Annotated in this window: 9 protein-coding genes; 7 read left to right on the forward strand and 2 right to left on the reverse strand. The window is 60.0% G+C overall.

The annotated features are described in order from the left end of the window. Positions 1-15: 15 nt before the first annotated feature. Complete coding sequence (locus ACZZZ4_RS02810) at positions 16-951, reverse strand: iron-sulfur-binding ferredoxin reductase (RefSeq protein ID WP_463547207.1); 936 nt, start codon at positions 949-951, stop codon at positions 16-18. Beyond that, complete coding sequence (locus ACZZZ4_RS02815; RefSeq protein WP_463547208.1) at positions 944-2,050, reverse strand: GGDEF domain-containing protein; 1,107 nt, start codon at positions 2,048-2,050, stop codon at positions 944-946. The genes ACZZZ4_RS02810 and ACZZZ4_RS02815 overlap by 8 nt, the downstream gene beginning before the upstream one ends. A gap of 487 nt (positions 2,051-2,537) precedes the next feature. Here ACZZZ4_RS02815 and ACZZZ4_RS02820 point away from each other — a divergent pair, with 487 nt between their 5' ends. From ACZZZ4_RS02820 to ACZZZ4_RS02850, 7 genes are all read left to right on the forward strand, one after another. Beyond that, a complete protein-coding gene (locus ACZZZ4_RS02820) occupies positions 2,538-4,061 on the forward strand; it encodes a fumarate hydratase (RefSeq protein ID WP_463547209.1) in 1,524 nt (507 codons plus the stop codon). 197 nt (positions 4,062-4,258) lie between these two features. Continuing rightward, positions 4,259-8,731 (forward strand): SpvB/TcaC N-terminal domain-containing protein, encoded by a 4,473-nt coding sequence (locus ACZZZ4_RS02825; protein WP_463547210.1) that lies wholly within the window; start codon positions 4,259-4,261, stop codon positions 8,729-8,731. Beyond that, the gene (locus ACZZZ4_RS02830) at positions 8,728-10,974 is read left to right on the forward strand and encodes an RHS repeat-associated core domain-containing protein (protein WP_463547211.1); all 2,247 of its coding nucleotides are present in this window, start codon (positions 8,728-8,730) and stop codon (positions 10,972-10,974) included. The genes ACZZZ4_RS02825 and ACZZZ4_RS02830 overlap by 4 nt, the downstream gene beginning before the upstream one ends. Positions 10,975-10,979: 5 nt before the next feature. Further along, the gene (locus ACZZZ4_RS02835) at positions 10,980-11,456 is read left to right on the forward strand and encodes a hypothetical protein (protein ID WP_463547212.1); all 477 of its coding nucleotides are present in this window, start codon (positions 10,980-10,982) and stop codon (positions 11,454-11,456) included. Between the two features lie 69 nt (positions 11,457-11,525). Continuing rightward, positions 11,526-14,234 carry an RHS repeat domain-containing protein gene (locus ACZZZ4_RS02840; protein WP_463547213.1) on the forward strand — a complete coding sequence of 903 codons (2,709 nt, stop codon included), beginning with the start codon at positions 11,526-11,528 and terminating at the stop codon, positions 14,232-14,234. 84 nt (positions 14,235-14,318) lie between these two features. Then, entirely contained in the window at positions 14,319-16,079 is a 1,761-nt protein-coding gene (locus ACZZZ4_RS02845; protein ID WP_463547214.1) for an ATP-binding protein, read from the forward strand. Further along, the gene (locus ACZZZ4_RS02850; protein ID WP_129997542.1) at positions 16,079-17,407 is read left to right on the forward strand and encodes a sigma-54-dependent transcriptional regulator; all 1,329 of its coding nucleotides are present in this window, start codon (positions 16,079-16,081) and stop codon (positions 17,405-17,407) included. Before ACZZZ4_RS02845 ends, ACZZZ4_RS02850 begins: the two co-directional genes overlap by 1 nt. Positions 17,408-17,697 lie beyond the last annotated feature (290 nt).

Below are 17,697 nucleotides of genomic sequence, written 5' to 3' on the forward strand. Positions count from 1 at the left end.
CTGAGATATCAGCGCTCAACCACGGCTCACAAACACGTCGGCCAGCAGTTGATTGCGCGGCAATCCGGCCAGGTACAGACGCTTGGCGAAGGCGTCGACGCTGGTCGTCGAGCCGCAGACTAAGGCCAGGGTCTGCCGGGAAACAAGGCGCAGTTGCGCCAAAGCGGCGGCCGACTCGGCCGCTGTCCACAGCTCGACACTGAGGTTTTCCCGCTGCGCGGCCAGTGCGGCAAGGGGTTTGGCCAGATAGTGCTCGCGTTCGTCATGGGCCAGGTGAATGACGCGGATGGCGCCTTGGTGATCCTGGCGCAAGGCTTCACGAAGCACGCCGAACAGCGGGCCTAAACCGGTGCCGGCGGCCAGCAGCCAGAGCGGTCGGGCGTGCCAGTCCGCATCGTAATGCAAGGCACCGCCGCGCAGTTCGCCGAGACGGATCGCGTCGCCGATCTGCAGCTTGCGTGCGGCATCGATGAATTCGCCGGGCTGGCGGCAATCGAGGTGAAACTCGAGAAAGCGATCTTCTTGCGGCAGGCTTGCCAATGAATACGGACGGGCGACATGGCCGACCCACAACACCAGATGCTGGCCGGCGCTGTAACGCAGTGGCCGCTGCGGGACCAGACGCAGACGCAAAACGTTGTCGCTGAGCCAGTCCAGCGCCTCGACGACGGCCGGGCGACCGTCGGCAATGGGATCGAAGGTGTGCACCTGCAGATCTTCATTCACCTGACATTGGCAGGCCAGCCGCCAGCCTTGCAGGCGTTGCTCGGCGCTCAGCGCATCCGGACGATTATCCGTGGGTGCGCCTTGAACGCATTGCACCAGACAGGCATGGCAACTGCCGGCGCGGCAGCTGTAGGGCACGGCGACGCCGTTGTGATTGAGCGCATCGAGCAGGTTGCTGCCCGCCTCGACCGTCCACTGCCGATCACCGACCCGCAATTCAGGCATCGACGTTCTCCCACGCGGCGGCACAGCGATTGCGCCCGTCGCGCTTGGCCCGATACAGCGCCTGATCGGCACGCTGCAACGCCTCATCCAGATCATCGCCAACGGCCAACAGGGTCATGCCCGCCGACAGGCTCAGGTTGCGCACTTGCAGGCCCATCAATTCCACCTCGCTGAAGGCGATGCGCAAACGCTCGCAACACGCGGTCAGGCGTTCGGCGTCACAGTCAGGCACCAGCACAACGAATTCCTCGCCACCATAACGCGCCAGCACGTCACCGTCGCGCAGGCACGCTTGCGCCACCCCGGCAAACGCTTGCAATACCTGATCGCCGGCGGCGTGGCCGTGCAGGTCGTTGATGCGTTTGAAGTGGTCCAGATCGATCAGCGCCAGGCCGTGCATCACGTCGCTGTCCAGCGCGTTCAGCTCGCGCGAGGCAATGCGCAGGAAATGTCGGCGATTGAACAGCCCGGTCAGCTCATCGGTGGCCACCAGATCTTCGAGCTGGCGCATCATCCCGCGCAGGGTGTCCTGATGCGCCTGCAAGGCAAAGCGGCGCTGGCGCTGACGTTGTCGGGAAACCTGGACAAAGCGCGCATAGAGCACCAGCCACGCCAGCACCATCGCCAGAATGCACACCTGCAACGCCGCGAGCGCAGGTTCGGCCAAGCGGAAGTGGTAAGCGTCCCACAGGGTAATGGCGCAGAAACTGAAAAACACCAGCAGCGCGCAACGGATGAACACGCGTCGGGTGAGATGGAACAGACCGAACAACAGGATCAGCACGTAGAACACCAGAAAAGCGCCGCGTGCCTCGTCGACATGGGCGATCAGCCACGTCTGCCAGCCCAGGCCCATCAGCACTTGCGCTTCGGTCAGGCTGGGGTCGGCGAAGCGCAGGTTGCGCCCGCTCCAGAACAGCCCGAAGAGGGTCGCCTGGCTGATGACCACCAGGGCGCTGCCGATGGCCACGCCACTGAGCGATTGCTGATAATGCCCGGTGAAAAACGCCAGCCACAGCAGCAGCAAAGCCAATCCGTAGGTGGCCGCAGCGAGGGCGAAGCGTTTGAGCAAAAGGCGTTGAATGGCGTTATGGGTCAATCGTTGACTCACCGTGCGATAGGAGGCTGACCGAGTGTCCTACTCTACAGACCGGATGCCACTTTAGAGGCCCGGTCGCTAAATGACCACCGATTTTCGGGCTCGAAAATTGACGTCAAATGCATGACCTGATTGAGCTGCATTGATGCCCGCACCAGGTCCCTGTGGTGAGGGGATTTATCTTCGATGGGCTGCGAAGTGGCCCCTTGCAACCGGTCAATCACTCTGAGCTCACAGGTTTTACGACTGCTGCGCAGCCGAGCGGGGATAAATCCCCTCGCCACAGGGTCATCCGACCAAAAGCCAATGTGCCCCCACCACCGAGGCGCGGTATACTGCCGCGCCTTTTTAGCGTCGCGCCACAAAGGGACAGCTACAAGCCGCAAGCCTGAAGCGGCAAGCTCAAGCTGTCCGCGTAATGCTTTAACTTGCCGCTCGAAGCTAAAAGCTTGTAGCTGCCCCATCGTGTTTTAGAGGAGCGCGACTCATGACCGTGATCAAGCAAGATGACCTGATTCAGAGCGTTGCCGACGCCCTGCAGTTCATTTCCTATTACCACCCCGTGGATTTCATCCAGGCGATGCACGAAGCCTACCTGCGCGAAGAATCGCCAGCGGCGCGTGATTCGATGGCGCAGATCCTGATCAACTCGCGCATGTGCGCCACTGGCCACCGCCCGATCTGCCAGGACACCGGTATCGTCACCGTGTTCGTCCGTGTCGGCATGGACGTGCGCTGGGACGGCGCCACCATGGGCTTGGACGACATGATCAACGAAGGCGTGCGTCGCGCCTACAACCTGCCGGAAAACGTCCTGCGTGCCTCGATCCTCGCCGACCCGGCGGGTGCGCGCAAGAACACCAAGGACAACACCCCGGCCGTGATTCACTACTCCATCGTCCCGGGCAACACCGTGGAAGTGGACGTGGCGGCCAAGGGCGGCGGTTCCGAGAACAAGTCGAAAATGGCCATGCTCAACCCGTCCGACTCGATCGTCGACTGGGTATTGAAGACCGTGCCGACCATGGGCGCCGGCTGGTGCCCGCCGGGGATGCTCGGCATCGGCATCGGCGGCACCGCCGAGAAAGCTGCGGTAATGGCCAAGGAAGTGTTGATGGAATCCATCGACATCCACGAGCTCAAGGCCCGTGGCCCGCAGAACCGCATCGAAGAAATGCGTCTGGAGCTGTTCGAGAAGGTCAACCAGTTGGGTATCGGCGCCCGGGGCCTCGGTGGCCTGACCACCGTGCTCGACGTGAAGATCATGGATTACCCGACCCACGCCGCTTCCCTGCCGGTGTGCATGATCCCCAACTGCGCCGCCACCCGTCACGCGCACTTCGTGCTCGACGGTTCCGGCCCGGCCTCGCTGGAAGCGCCACCGCTGGACGCCTACCCGGAAATCGTCTGGGAAGCCGGCCCGTCGGCACGTCGCGTCAACCTCGACACCCTGACCCCGGAAGACGTGCAGAGCTGGAAGCCGGGTGAAACCGTATTGCTTAACGGCAAGATGCTCACCGGTCGCGACGCCGCGCACAAGCGCATGGTAGAGATGCTCAACAAGGGTGAAACCCTGCCAGTCGACCTCAAGGGTCGCTTCATCTACTACGTCGGCCCGGTTGATCCGGTCGGTGACGAAGTGGTTGGCCCGGCGGGCCCGACCACCGCAACGCGGATGGACAAATTCACTCGTCAGATCCTCGAGCAGACCGGTCTGTTGGGCATGATCGGCAAATCCGAGCGCGGCCCGACCGCGATCGAAGCGATCAAGGACAACAAAGCCGTGTACCTGATGGCTGTCGGCGGCGCCGCCTACCTGGTTGCGCAAGCGATCAAGAAGTCCAAGGTGCTCGCATTTGCCGAGCTGGGCATGGAAGCGATCTACGAATTCGAGGTCAAGGACATGCCGGTCACCGTCGCGGTGGACAGCAAAGGCGAATCCGTACACATCACCGGCCCGGCGATCTGGCAACAGAAGATCAGCGAAAGTCTGGCGGTTGAAGTGCAGTAAGTTTTTCGCCACATCGAAACGGCCGGTGCATCTGCAAAGATGCCCGGCCGTTTTTTTGGTTGATACCGATCGCGATAACCAACCCGCCAATGCACAGAAAATGATCTTGCGCACCTGTCAGATCTGACAGGTTCATTTTTCCACCATTCTTGCTAGCGTCATTCCATGAACGCCCACTTCCCGCGAATGGAATCGACATGCCCGATCAAGACCTGAGCATCACCGCTCCCTCCATCGCCAAAAGCTCGTCGATTGCGACTATCGGCAAGAGCTGGAGCGCGGTAGGTCCGACGGGCACAGCCGGGGTTGAACTGCCGATCCCGACCGCTGGCCGTGGCTATGACCCGCACATGCTCCTGTCATCCAGCAGCCAGAGTGGTAACAGCCCGTTTGGCCTTGGCTGGAATCTGGCCGGGCTGAGCCAGATCAGCCGACGTACCAACAAGGGCGTACCGCGCTACACCGAGCACGACGAAATCATCGGCCATGACGGCGAAGTATGGATGCCGGAGCTGGATGACGATGGCAACCTGAAGTCACGCAGCGAAACGACCTACCGCGACCGGCCCATTCCGGCGCATACGGTGGTGTCTTATCGGGCGCGGATCGAAAGTGATTTTTCCCTGCGCGAATGCTGGCATCCGGCCGAAGGCGGAGCGCCCTTCTGGCTGGTGCACGGCGCCGATGGCACATTGCATGTCTACGGCAAAACCGCCGCTTCACGCCGCGCCGACCCCGCCGACCCTTTGCGCGTCAGCAGCTGGCTGCTGTGCGAAAGCATGAACGCGCATGGCGAACACATCTGCTACGAATACAAGGCAGACGATCAGCCGGACGAACAGGACGCGATTCACGATTACCGCGCCCAGCGTTATCTGCGACGGGTGTGTCATGGCAATGCCACGGCGAGCGACCGCCTTTACAGCTGGGACTTCGACAGGCCGACGGATTTGGCGTGGCATTTTCAACTGTTGTTCGATTATGGCGAGCGCAGCGACTCACTGACGCAGATCCCGACCTACGATGAAGAAACCCGGTGGCGGGTACGACAGGACCGGTTTTCAACCTATGGTCAGGGTTTTGAACTGGGCACACGCAGACTTTGCCAGCAGGTGCTGATGTTTCATCATTTCCCTGAGGGTCTGGCGACAGAAGCGAAGCTCGCACGTCGATTGCTGCTGGAATACCGGCCGATCCAGAACATCGCACAGTGGGCTTACAGCCAGATCAGCGCAGCGCACTATCAGGCCTTCGATACTGAAGGCAATGTCGAGCATTCACCGCCGGTAGAGTTCGAGTACGCCCCCTTCGAAATCAGCAAAACGCCTGCGCCCCTGCTGGAAAACCAGAACCAACCGGGCATCGAAGACGGCGGGTTTTACCAATGCGTCGATCTGTATGGCGAAGGGGTGCCGGGGTTTCTCTGCCGCTACGACAACGCCTGGTATTACCGTGAACCGCTGCGCGCGGCGCCCGGTACCGAGCTGATCGGATACGGCCCGTGGACCTTGCTGGACAGAATTCCGCTCGCGAATCGAAACCGCGCCGTGGCGCAACTGCTCGACCTGACCGGTGACGGCCGTCTGGACCTGATCATCGCCCGGTTGGGTTACTGCGGGTTTCATGCGCTGAATGCGCAGCGGCAATTCGAACTGTTCAGCGCGTTCGACAAGTTCCCCAGAGAGCACCAGGATCTGTCTTTGACCATGGGGGATTTCAGCGGGGACGGGCTGATGTCAGCGGCGAGCATCAGCCCCGACCGCGTGCGCCTCTATGCCAGCCTGCGGGAAAAAGGCTTCGCCGCCGCACAGGAAATACCCCATGAATATGATGACGACCGTTTGCCGGTCTTCAGCAACTCGCCCACAGAGCTGGTGTTGCTGGGCAACCTGCTCGGCAGCGATATGCCGGAACTGTGCCGTATCCGCCATGACGAGGTCCGCTGCTGGCCGAATTTCGGCCACGGCAAATTCGGCAAAGGACGCAAGATCAGCGCCCTGCCCTTCACCTATGAAGAATTCGACGCTTCGCGAGTGCGCCTCGCCGACCTCGACGGTTCTGGCGCGCCGGCGCTGATCTATCTGAAATCCGACACATTCGAGATCTATCTCAACCGTGGCGGCAACGGTCTGGAGCAAATTCCTGTCAGCGTGCCGTGGCCGGAAGGGGTGCGTTACGACCGTTTGTGCCAGGTCAGCTTTGCCGATCTGCAGGGGCTGGGTTGCGCCAGCCTGATTCTGACGGTACCGCATATGAAGCCGAGGCACTGGCGCTACGATTTCGTTGCGAACAAACCTTATCTGTTGGCCAGCAGCAATAACAATATGGGCTGTTGCTCCAGCGTGACTTATCGCAGCTCGGCACAGGAGTGGCTGGATGAAAAGGCCCGTCTCCTGACACTGGGGCGCGCCCCGGTGTGTCATTTGCCGTTTCCGCTGGCCGTGGTGAAAAAGCAGGAGCAGCACGATGAGATCACCAACGTCCGGTTGACCCAGTTATTTGAATGGCGAGAGGGATTTTACGACGGCAGGGAACGCGAATTTCGCGGTTTCGGCTACTTGCAACAACTCGATTGCGAAAGGGCCACGGGGCCTTCAGAGCCTGGCTTCAGCGAGCCGGCGCAGACCCGCATCTGGTTTCACAACGGGCAAGACATGAATCGCCCACGCGACGATTACTTCAGCGCGGATGTGGACGCTTACCCATTGGGCGAAACCCTGTTCAGTCGTTACCACCCCAAAGGTGAAATCGATGAACCCATTACCCCGGAGGATGCCTATAGTCGCTATCGCATCGCCCAGGCACTGGTCGGCTCGGTGGCCCGTACGGAAACCTATGCCTACCAGGCCGATGCCCGGCCACCCGACGAACCCCAACTGTACTCGGTTCAAGAGACACGCTATCTGGTGCGCGAAGTGCAGCCGCAGGGGCAATATGCCGCGGCCGTTTTGCTGCCGCTGCAGGTGGAAACCATCAGTTATCAGTGCGATGGTTTTATCAATGACCCGCTATGCCGCCACGATGTGACTCTGCGCTGGGACGCTTTTGCTGCCGTGACCCATGCACTCTCGGTGAGCTACGCGCGACGGCTGACGGCCGACAGTCCGCCACCCTTCACCGAGGACCACCTGAATCAATGGTGGTGCGACGCCCATGACGACGCGCAGCAATGGTTTTACATCAGTGAAACCCGTGCGCGCATGATCAACCTGACCGGGCCGCAGCAGTGGCGATTGGGCCTGCCTTATCAGGAACGGAGCAATGCGCTGAAATTGCGCAAAGGTACCTTGCCCACAGGGCTGAACCCCGCTCAGGTGTCTTTTGAAACGCTGCGAGCGCATCAGGATTCAACACAGTGGAATAACGAACGGGTCCTGACGTCGCAATCTGTCCAGCGCTATGTGGATATAGAAGGCCTGGAGCTGGAGGACGGCGTCGCCGGTTTCGAAGCCTTGCGATTTTCTTTGGAGCTGGCGCTGCTGGACAAGACCGCGCTGGACGCTTACAGCATGGTGCCGGAGTTCGATATCACTAAAGCCCTGGAGGACATTGGCTACAAAGACATGCAGCCGATGTTCGAGGCAATGCCCAGCGCAGACAAAAACCTCTGGTCGGCGCGGTTCAACTTCGCGCGATATGGCAACCTTCAGGCGTTCTACAAAGTCCTTGAGTTCAACGAAACGCAAAGCCATGGCGTGACCAAAGCCGAATACGATCAACACTACCTGACGGTCGTTCGCATGGAGCTGCCTGACGGTTGTATTACTCGCGTGGCGGAGTTTGATTACCACGCACTCAAACCCAAGCGACTCATTGACGCTAATGAAAATATCGAAGAAGTCATCTACGAACCGTCAGGTCAGCCGCTGGTCACCAGCTTCTACGGCACGGAAAACGGTAAAGACGCCGGATTCCATGAGCTGACCGGCTGGACAAAACCGGACACCAGTGCGGAATACGCCATCGAGAATCCATATTTAACCGTACAAAAAGCAGCGAGTACCCTGCACAAGAACCTGTTCAGCTGGATGGGCCGGATCCCCGCCTCCACCCTTCAAACCCGATCGATCAGGCAAGGCGACCTGTTGCCCGGCGGACACATACGCGCCAGCGCACGGCAGCGCCTGGCCGAAGGCAAAGACCTGGCACCCGACGATCAACTGTTGCTCAACGCTATCGATGCTGCTTATCGCGAGCCCGTGCACACCGTGATGCTCAGCGCTGACCGCTACCCCGACGACCCCGACGTGCAGATCCAGATTGTCAAAACCTGCGTCGACGGCTTCGGTCGTATTCTGCAAACCCTGCAAGAGGTTGACCCGGGGCTGGCCTACACCGTAGACGAAAACGGTGAGTTGCTTATCGAGGAGGGCGAGCAAATGGCGCAAAGGCGCTGGCGCATCAGCGAACGCGTCGAGTACAACAACAAGGGTTTGCCGATACGCCAGTACCGGCCGTTCTTCGCCAATACGCACCGGTACGTCAATCAATCAGTGCGCAAACTCGGACTGTTCGACCAACTGTTTTATGACGCGCTGGGGCGTCTGATCAAGCTGATCAACGCCAAAGAAGACTTCGCCAGAACGACTTGCCATCCCTGGTTCACCATCAGCGAGGACTTCAACGACACTGCCGAAGAGGTGGTGCATTCGAGAGAGTCGGGCGCATGACCGCCTCGTTGCATTGGCGCACTCCGGCCCTGGCGGTGATTGACGGCCGAGGCTTGCCGATCCGTCAGGTCGCTTATTTGCGCTCCGCCGCAAATGGCGCAGCCAGCGCTATCGTGACCGCTCAGGAGCACGATGTGGCCGGGCGTCTGGTGGCGCAGCACGATCCGCGCTTGCCGGTTGCCAACACCACCACCGTCTACACGCTTAACGGCGATGCGCTATTCACCGACAGCGTTGATAGCGGATGGCGCCTGATATTGCCGGGGCTGGCCAGTGAACCACGACAGCGTTGGGACGCACGCGGCCATCACTGGCAATCGACCTTCGACAATCAAATGCGCGTGGTCAGATTGCAGGTCACTGGAAACGGTGAGGACCAGACCGACACCTTCACCTATGCCGATGGTGAGGTCAGCGCCAGCCACAACCTGCGCGGCCAGTTGATCGAGCAAACCGACAGTTCAGGGTCGCTGGGAATATCCAGCCATGCGCTCGTCGGCCCGTCATTGATCGAAACCCGCACCTTTCATGACGACGCAGCATTCACCAGCCGGCAGGTATTCAGCCCGCTGGGCGCCCTGCTGGAGCAGATCGATGCCGGCGGACATCGCCGACAATTTTGCTATGGCCTTGCGGGACAGCTGCGGCGGGTGGATCTGTGGATCGATGGCCAAGTGCGCAAACCGGTATTGCTGGACACACACTACAACGCCAGTGACCAGATCATCGAGCAAGTGGCCGGCAACGGGGTACGCAGCCATTGGACCTACGACCGCGCCGATGGACGCTTGCGTACCCTGACCAGTCAGCCCCCGGAGAAGTCCCGCCTGCAGGACCTGGAATATTTCTACGACCGTGTCGGCAATGTCACCCGCATCGAGGATCACGCCTTCACGCCGTCGTGGTTCGCCAACCAGCGGGTCGACGGCCATCGCGAATTCGGCTACGACACGCTGTACCGCCTGATTCGCGCCACCGGCTACGACGATGCGCCGCCTTCGCAAATTCCTGGCTTGCCGGCTCCGAGCGATCCGAAAAACCGCCTCAATTACAGCCAGACCTACAGCTACGACAACGGCGGTAACCTGCTCAAGTTGACCCATGTACGTGAGGGCAACACCTATACGCGGCAAATGTTCGTCGATTCCCACAGCAATCGTGCTGCGCGCTGGAAACCGGGTGATGCGGATCCGGACTTCGACGCCTTGTTTGACCTTCACGGCAATCAGCGGAATCTCCAGCATGGGCCGGCGTTGCAGTGGAATGCCCGGGACGAGTTGCAAAGGGTAAACCTGCTTTCCCACGAAAACGGCGATAGCGACGCCGAGTACTATCGCTACAGCCAAGGTCAGCGGGTCTTCAAGTGTCACGAGTGGTTTACTCAAAACAGGCGACATTTCCATCAGGTCCGCTACCTGCCGGGCCTTGAAATTCGCAGCAAAGACAATGGCGAAGAACTGCACATCGTCAGCGCGGGCGATGCACGTTGCCTGCATTGGGTAACAACGCCCCCCACTACTAACGACCAACTGCGCTACAGCCTGCAAGATCATCTGGGTTCGTGCGTGATGGAGCTGGATGAAGACGTGACAGTCACCAGCGAAGAAGGCTATTACCCGTTCGGCGAAACCGCCTGGATGAAGCCGGAATCAGAAACCGAGTACCGCTTCATTCGTTACTCCGGCAAGGAAATGGATGTCAGCGGTTTGTATTATTACGGCGCCCGCTATTACGCGCCGTGGCTGCAACGCTGGGTCAGCGCAGATCCGGCGGGGGATGTGGATGGACTCAATCTGTATGGTTTCGTCGGCAACAATCCGATCCTGTTCATCGATAACGACGGTAATAAAAAAGACCTACCGCAAGATGTCAGGGAGGACATCGTGACCTACACGAAAGTCCTGGACAACTTGGGCAAGGAGTTACAAATGCTCAATCGTCAACTGAACGGAATGTTCAGCGCTGCCGACATTTCCAAACGCATGGCCATAAACACAACCTTCAACATCAGTAAAGGTGCTGCCACCACGGCAGCAGGAAAAGCAGGCGGTGCAATCGGGACGGCAATACTGCCCATAGGCGGGACAATAATCGGTGGGATTATCGCCTCAAAAGTCGCCGGCGCGGCAATGGACAAATTTGGCGAACTTACCACCGCTTCTACTCCTGTCCTGCCCGCTGTCGGAAAACTGAACCCGAACAGCATTCACAGCAACGCCACTACAGGCTTTTTTACCCCCTGAAATATTTGAAAAAAACACTCAGATCATATGATCCGAGGACTTCCGAGGGACAAAACAAACTGATCGAAACAGCCACTGAGAAAACGCTCAGCCAAATTGCAGGGGTACCTGCTGCAAGCGACATGATGGCCATTGTTCACTCAGGGCTGGACACAGCAACAGCGCTGGCCGGTTTGAGAGATATCGAAATTGATAACCTCGAAACAGCGCTGGTTTCAATTACCGACATGCTTGAACAGGACCAGAGCGACATCAATGCAGCTTTCAGCGAAATCGGCGTCAACGAATTTTATGACCAAGGTGTAGCGGGCTCATTCGGTTTTGTCCTGGATCTTGCAAAAGGTAGCGTCGGAACCCAGGACTCCAACGCAATCAGTCGCAATCGGATCGAGAAGGAGATCGCCGTACGGATGGCTGAAGCAAGGCGCGGTATCGAGCTGCTTGGCAGATATCGCCAATATACCGGCCAAAAGGCGGCATAAAAAAGTTTGCATACTTTCTGGCACGTTTATCTTCGCTCTGCGGCTGGATAAATCCTGAGCACATTGGCCATGAACAGATCAACGCATTTCCATACCCCCAGTGTGCAGGTCAGAGATCCTCGGACGTTGATTGTCAGGCAGGTTGACTATCTGCGTGCAACGACGAGTGCAAAGGTTGAACGCCTGATCACCTGCCAGACTCATGACGCTGCCGCACGCCTGGTCGCGAAACGGGATCCGCGCTTATCTGAACCCAATCTCACCACCCTCTACTCGCTTAACGGCGATCCGTTGAAAATCGACAGTGTCGATAGTGGCTGGCGCCTGGTACTGCCGGGACTGGCCGGGGAGCCTCGGCAGCGCTGGGACGAGCGCGGCCACTGCTGGCAATCGACCTTTGACGAGCAACTGCGCGTGGTGCAGCTAGAGCTCACCGGAAACGGCGATAGTCAGCTCGATACTTTCACCTATGCCCCTAGCTCGGCTAAACCAGACTCCAACCTGCGCGGGCAGTTGATCCGACAGACAGATTCTTCAGGTTCGCTGGACATCACCAGTTATGCCCTCACCGGGCAACTGCTGGTGGAAAAGCGGACCTTTCATGATGACGCAGCGTTCACCAGCCATCAGGTGTTCAGCCCACTCGGCGCTGTGCTGGAACAGATCGATGCCGGCGGACACCGCAGAGCATCTCGTTACGGACTTGCCGGGCAGCTCAAACAAGTGGAGCTGGAGGTCAAGACGAAAGTCATGCAGGTGTTGCTGGACGTGCAGTACAACGCCAACGATCAGATCATCTCGCAGCTGGACGGTAACGAAGTGCTCAGCCAGTGGACGTATGACCCGGCAGATGGTCGCCTGCGCACACGGACAAGTCAGAAACCCGATCAGCCGAGGTTGCAGGATCTGGAATATTTCTACGACCGCGTCGGCAATATCACCCGGATCGAAGACCACGCCTTCGAGCCCGTCTGGTTCGCCAATCAGCGGGTCGACGGGCACCGTGAATTCAGCTACGACTCCTTGTACCGGTTGATCCGCGCCACCGGCCATGACGATGCCCTGCCCCCGGACATCCCCGGCCTGCCGCAACCGCCTGACGAACGAAACCGCCTCAACTACACCCAGACGTATACCTATGACGATGGCGGCAACCTGACCGAGTTGCGTCATCAGCGCGACGGCAATAGTCGTACCCGAACGCTGTGCATCGACGACAAAAGCAACCGCGGCGTGCGCTGGGAAACAGGCGACGAGCCGCCGGACTTCGGCGCCTGGTTCGACCCGCACGGCAATCAACGCAGGCTGCACCACGGTCCGTCATTGCACTGGAACGGCCGCGACGAGCTTGAACATATCGATCTGGTCCTGCGCAAAGACAGCGCCAACGACGCTGAACACTACCGATACAGCCAAGGCGTGCGGGTGTTCAAGCGTCACGAAACCTTCGCTCCCGGTGCCAATCACTTCCATCAGGTGCGTTATCTGCCCGGCCTGGAAATCCGCACCAGAGACAACGGCGAAGAACTGCATGTCATCAGCCTCGGCAACGCGCGCTGTCTGCATTGGGTAACGACTCCACCTGTCGCCAACAACCAACTGCGCTACACCCTCCAGGACCATCTCGGCTCTTGCGTGATGGAGCTTGATGAAAAGGCTGACGTCACCAGCGCAGAAGGCTATTACCCGTTCGGCGAAACAGCATGGATGAAGCCGGAATCGGAAACCGTGTATCGCTTCATCCGTTACTCCGGCAAGGAGATGGATGTCAGCGGTCTGTATTACTACGGCGCCCGTTATTACGCGCCGTGGTTGCAGCGCTGGGTCAGCGCCGATCCGGCCGGGGATGTGGATGGGTTAAATCTCTATGCGATGGTGTCGAACAATCCGCTGCTCTACGTCGACACGTCAGGCTACTTGAAATCTTTGGCAAACAGCCTGCGCGGACTGGTAGGCATGACGAAAAACGTCAGCGATTCGATCAGTCAACTGCATGAGTTCGCCACCAAGTTCGACGCACTCATCCCTGAAGGCGCAGCGATCGACGATGCGCGTGAAAACCTGACATTTCGAAAATTCATTTTTTCCCGCTATGGGCTGAGATCGATTTACAAAGGCGGCAGATTTGGCGCAGCGGTCGGCACGCCAGTGGGTGGCGTTATCGGTGGTTTGCTCGGCTTTCCGGCTGGCGCGGCGGCTGGCGCGGCGGCCGGTGCTCTGGGTGGCGGTTTTATAGGGGGCCTCGTGGGCGGCGTGATAGGCGCCATCGCCATTCCGGTCATGCGGTATTACTTTTTCAAAAAGGGTCTGAAGCTCACTGAAGTCATGCATACCGAAGAACTGAACGATGGCGCCCAAGCGATCAGCGACGCCGTGCAGTCCGGAGCAGACCTTGCGCAGAAGGTGATGGATGGAGCGAGCGATCTGGCGGATGACGCCAGCACAGTGCTCAACGGTATCAAACGCTTCAACGAAACCCTCAGCAGCTATCCGCAACGTCTTCAGGACATGTTCTACAACCAGTTGGACGTACTGTCCGGCGAAAAACAACGGGAAATCATGAAGCTGGTGAGGAGCGGTATTGATCCGTTCGAGGCGATCGACCAGGCATTGGAAACGGCAAAGCAGCTGGTTGAAGAGCCCAGCGAAGCCGACGGCGTAACCGACCGCTTGCAACAATTGGAACAGTCGATCGCTGCCGAACCGAGAACCAGGCCCGTTGCCAAACCGCGGTCGAACCTTGTGCATCGACGTCAGGTACGGGAGACAGCTGTTTAGCAGACACGGCCGGCGTGTACAGCACGCCGGGCCACCTCGGCCCATGCTATCGTGCACGCCCGTTCTGCCGACCCAGCACCGAGCATGTTGCCGACTTCCCGTACCCTGCGTCTGTCGTTGTACACCCTGCTGATCATCGCCGGCACGGTCGTGGCCGCGACGCTCGCCATGCGCCATGCCGAACGTCAGGCGCTGGAAGAAGACGCCGCCCGCGCCAATCAGCAACTGGGGCTGTACGCCAACTCATTGCACACCCTGATCGATCGCTATCGCGCCTTGCCCGCCGTACTGGCGCTGGACCCGCAATTGCGTTCGGCGCTGACCGGGCCGGTCGATACTGCGCAGCAAGCGGCATTGAATCTGAAGCTGGAAAAGATCAACGGTGCGGCGCAGTCCTCGACCCTTGAACTGCTCGATCGCACCGGTCTGGCCGTGGCCGCCAGCAACTGGCGCTTGCCCAGCAGTTACGTCGGGCACAATTACGGTTTTCGTCCTTACTTCAGCCAGACCCGCACCCAAGGCACCGGGCGTTTTTACGCGGTAGGCGTGACCAGTGGGATTCCCGGTTATTTCCTTTCCAGCGCAGTGCTCGGGGACAACGACGAGTTCCTCGGTGCAATGGTGGTGAAACTGGAATTCCCGGAGCTGGAACGCGAATGGAGCCAGGGCAGCGATACGCTGCTGGTCAGTGATGCGCGCGGGATCATCTTCATCGCCAATCAACCGGGCTGGCGTTATCGCGCCTTGCGACCGTTGAGCGCCAGCGATCTGGCCGAAATCAAAACCACCCGTCAGTACGACAAGCAATCACTGGTGCCGCTGACCCATTTGCCGTTACGGCGCTTCGATGACAACAGCGACTTGCGCCGGGTCGAAGGCCCGGACGGCACTGCAGACTATCTTTGGGAGTCGCTACCACTGACCACCGAAGGCTGGACCCTGCACCTGCTGCGCCGTCCGCAAGTCGCCTTCGAAGATTTGCGCAATGCCGCGCTGGCCGCCGCCGGTGTGTGGCTGGCGCTGGTGTTTCTGTTGCTGTTTCTCAATCAGCGCTGGCGGCTGGCCAAGGTCCGTCAGCGCAATCGCGAAGAACTCGAGCGTCTGGTCGAGGAGCGCACTCGCGACTTGCGCACCGCTCAGGAAGGTCTGGTGCAATCGGCCAAACTCGCTGCGCTGGGGCAGATGTCTGCCGCGCTGGCCCACGAAATCAATCAACCGTTGACCGCCCAGCGCATGCAACTGGCAACCTTGCGCCTGCTGCTCGAACATGGCCGCGTCGATGACGCCTACAAAGCGCTGAAACCGGTAGACGACATGCTCACGCGCATGGCCGCCCTCACCGGCCATCTCAAGACGTTCGCGCGCAAGAGTCCGGGCGGTTTGCGCGAACGTCTGGATCTGGCGACCGTGGTCGACCAATCATTGCAACTGCTCGATGCGCGCCTGCGTGACGAGCAGGTCAGTCTGGTGTTGCACCTGGCGCGTCCGGCGTGGGTGCGCGGTGATGCGATTCGTCTGGAACAGGTGTTGATCAATCTGCTGCGCAATGCGCTGGACGCGATACAGGGCAAAGCCTGCAAGCGCCTGGAAATTCGTCTCGAGGCGGACGAGCAATTGTGGCGGCTCAGCGTCAGCGACAACGGCGGCGGCATTGCCGAGGAACATCTGGGTCAGGTGTTCGATCCGTTCTTCACCACCAAACCGGTGGGCGATGGTCTGGGCCTGGGGCTGGCAGTATCCTTCGCCATCGTGCATGAATCCGGCGGCCGCCTGAGCGCCGAGAATGGCGACCACGGCGCGGTGTTCAGCCTGACCCTGCCAATCGATCTGGAGGCACACATCTGATGCTCAATTCGGTAATGGTGGTCGACGACGAAAGCAGCATTCGCGACGCCGTCGAACAGTGGCTGAGCCTGTCGGGGTTCGAAGTGCAGCTGTTCAGCCGCGCCGAAGAATGCCTCGCCGCGCTCCCGGAACATTTTGCCGGGGTGATCCTCAGCGACGTGCGCATGCCCGGCATGGACGGCTTGCAACTGCTCGCCGAAGTGCAAAAGCGCGACGCCGATCTGCCGGTGATTCTGCTCACCGGCCATGGCGACGTGCCGATGGCGGTCGAAGCCATGCGCGACGGCGCCTACGACTTTCTGGAAAAACCGTTCAGCCCGGAAACCCTGCTCGGCAGCCTGCGCCGGGCGCTGGACAAACGCCGCCTGGTCCTGGAAAACCGCGCCCTGCACGAACTGGCCGACAACCGCGCGAAGCTCGATGCGACGTTGCTGGGCGTATCTCGGGGCTTGCAGACGTTGCGTCGGCAGGTGCTGGATCTGGCGACGTTGCCGGTCAACGTGCTGATTCGTGGCGAAACCGGCAGCGGCAAGGAACTGGTCGCGCGTTGCCTGCATGATTTCGGCCCGCGCGCCGGCAAACCGTTCGTGGCGCTGAACTGCGCGGCGATTCCGGAGCAACTGTTCGAGGCCGAGCTGTTCGGCCATGAGAGCGGTGCGTTTACCGGCGCTTCCGGCAAGCGCATCGGCAAGCTGGAATACGCCGATGGCGGCACGCTGTTTCTCGACGAGATTGAAAGCATGCCGCTGGCCCAGCAGGTGAAACTGCTGCGGGTCTTGCAGGAGCAAAAGCTTGAACGGCTGGGTTCGAACCAGAGCATTCGCGTCGATTTGCGCATTGTCGCGGCGACCAAACCGGACCTGCTCGACGAAGCCCGCGCCGGGCGCTTTCGTGAAGACCTGGCGTATCGCCTGAACGTCGCCGAACTGCGCCTGCCGCCGCTGCGCGATCGCCGGGAAGACATTCCGTTGCTGTTCGAAACCTTTGCCCAGAACGCCGCGCAACGTTTGGGCCGAACGTTTCCACCGCTGACAGGCGCGCAATTAAGCCATCTGCTCAGCCATGACTGGCCGGGCAATGTGCGCGAACTGGCCAACGTCGCCGAACGTCAGGTGTTGGGCCTGGATGAGCCGGTGGCGGCGATTGATCCGGGCCAGTCGCTGGCGGCGCAGCAGGAAGCCTTCGAAGCACAATGCCTGCGCGCGGCGCTGACCCGGCACAAAGGTGATGTCAAAGCCGTGCTCGAAGAACTGCAACTGCCGCGCCGCACGTTCAATGAAAAAATGCAGCGGCATGGGTTGAGTCGGGAGATGTTTCTGGCGGAGTGAGGCAGAGATTGATCGTTCCCACGCTCCGCGTGGGAATGCAGCCCGGGACGCTCTGCGTCCCCTGCGAAGCCGAACGCGGAGCGTCCGTTGAGGCATTCCCACGCAGAGCGTGGGAACGATCACACCCACAAGAACACCTCGGTCAGTCACCTCTCCCTCTGAGAGAGGGCTAGGGTGAGGGGCTTTTGATCTTCACGCGACAAGCGGAAATCCGCTCACGCAGCCCAATCAGTCGGCACAAAACCGCTCACGCCTCCCCGCCACCCCCTCTAGTCCGGCGCTCCGCCCCT

The sequence above is a fragment of the Pseudomonas sp. AC252 genome, assembly GCF_979258105.1.

Coding starts and splice junctions, on each gene's coding strand:
- ACZZZ4_RS02830 (WP_463547211.1), top strand. CDS start 8,728: ATGACCGCCTCGTTGCATTGGCGCACTCCGGCCCTGGCGGTGATTGAC.
- ACZZZ4_RS02850 (WP_129997542.1), top strand. CDS start 16,079: ATGCTCAATTCGGTAATGGTGGTCGACGACGAAAGCAGCATTCGCGAC.
- ACZZZ4_RS02840 (WP_463547213.1), top strand. CDS start 11,526: ATGAACAGATCAACGCATTTCCATACCCCCAGTGTGCAGGTCAGAGAT.
- ACZZZ4_RS02820 (WP_463547209.1), top strand. CDS start 2,538: ATGACCGTGATCAAGCAAGATGACCTGATTCAGAGCGTTGCCGACGCC.
- ACZZZ4_RS02810 (WP_463547207.1), bottom strand. CDS start 951: ATGCCTGAATTGCGGGTCGGTGATCGGCAGTGGACGGTCGAGGCGGGC.
- ACZZZ4_RS02845 (WP_463547214.1), top strand. CDS start 14,319: ATGTTGCCGACTTCCCGTACCCTGCGTCTGTCGTTGTACACCCTGCTG.
- ACZZZ4_RS02825 (WP_463547210.1), top strand. CDS start 4,259: ATGCCCGATCAAGACCTGAGCATCACCGCTCCCTCCATCGCCAAAAGC.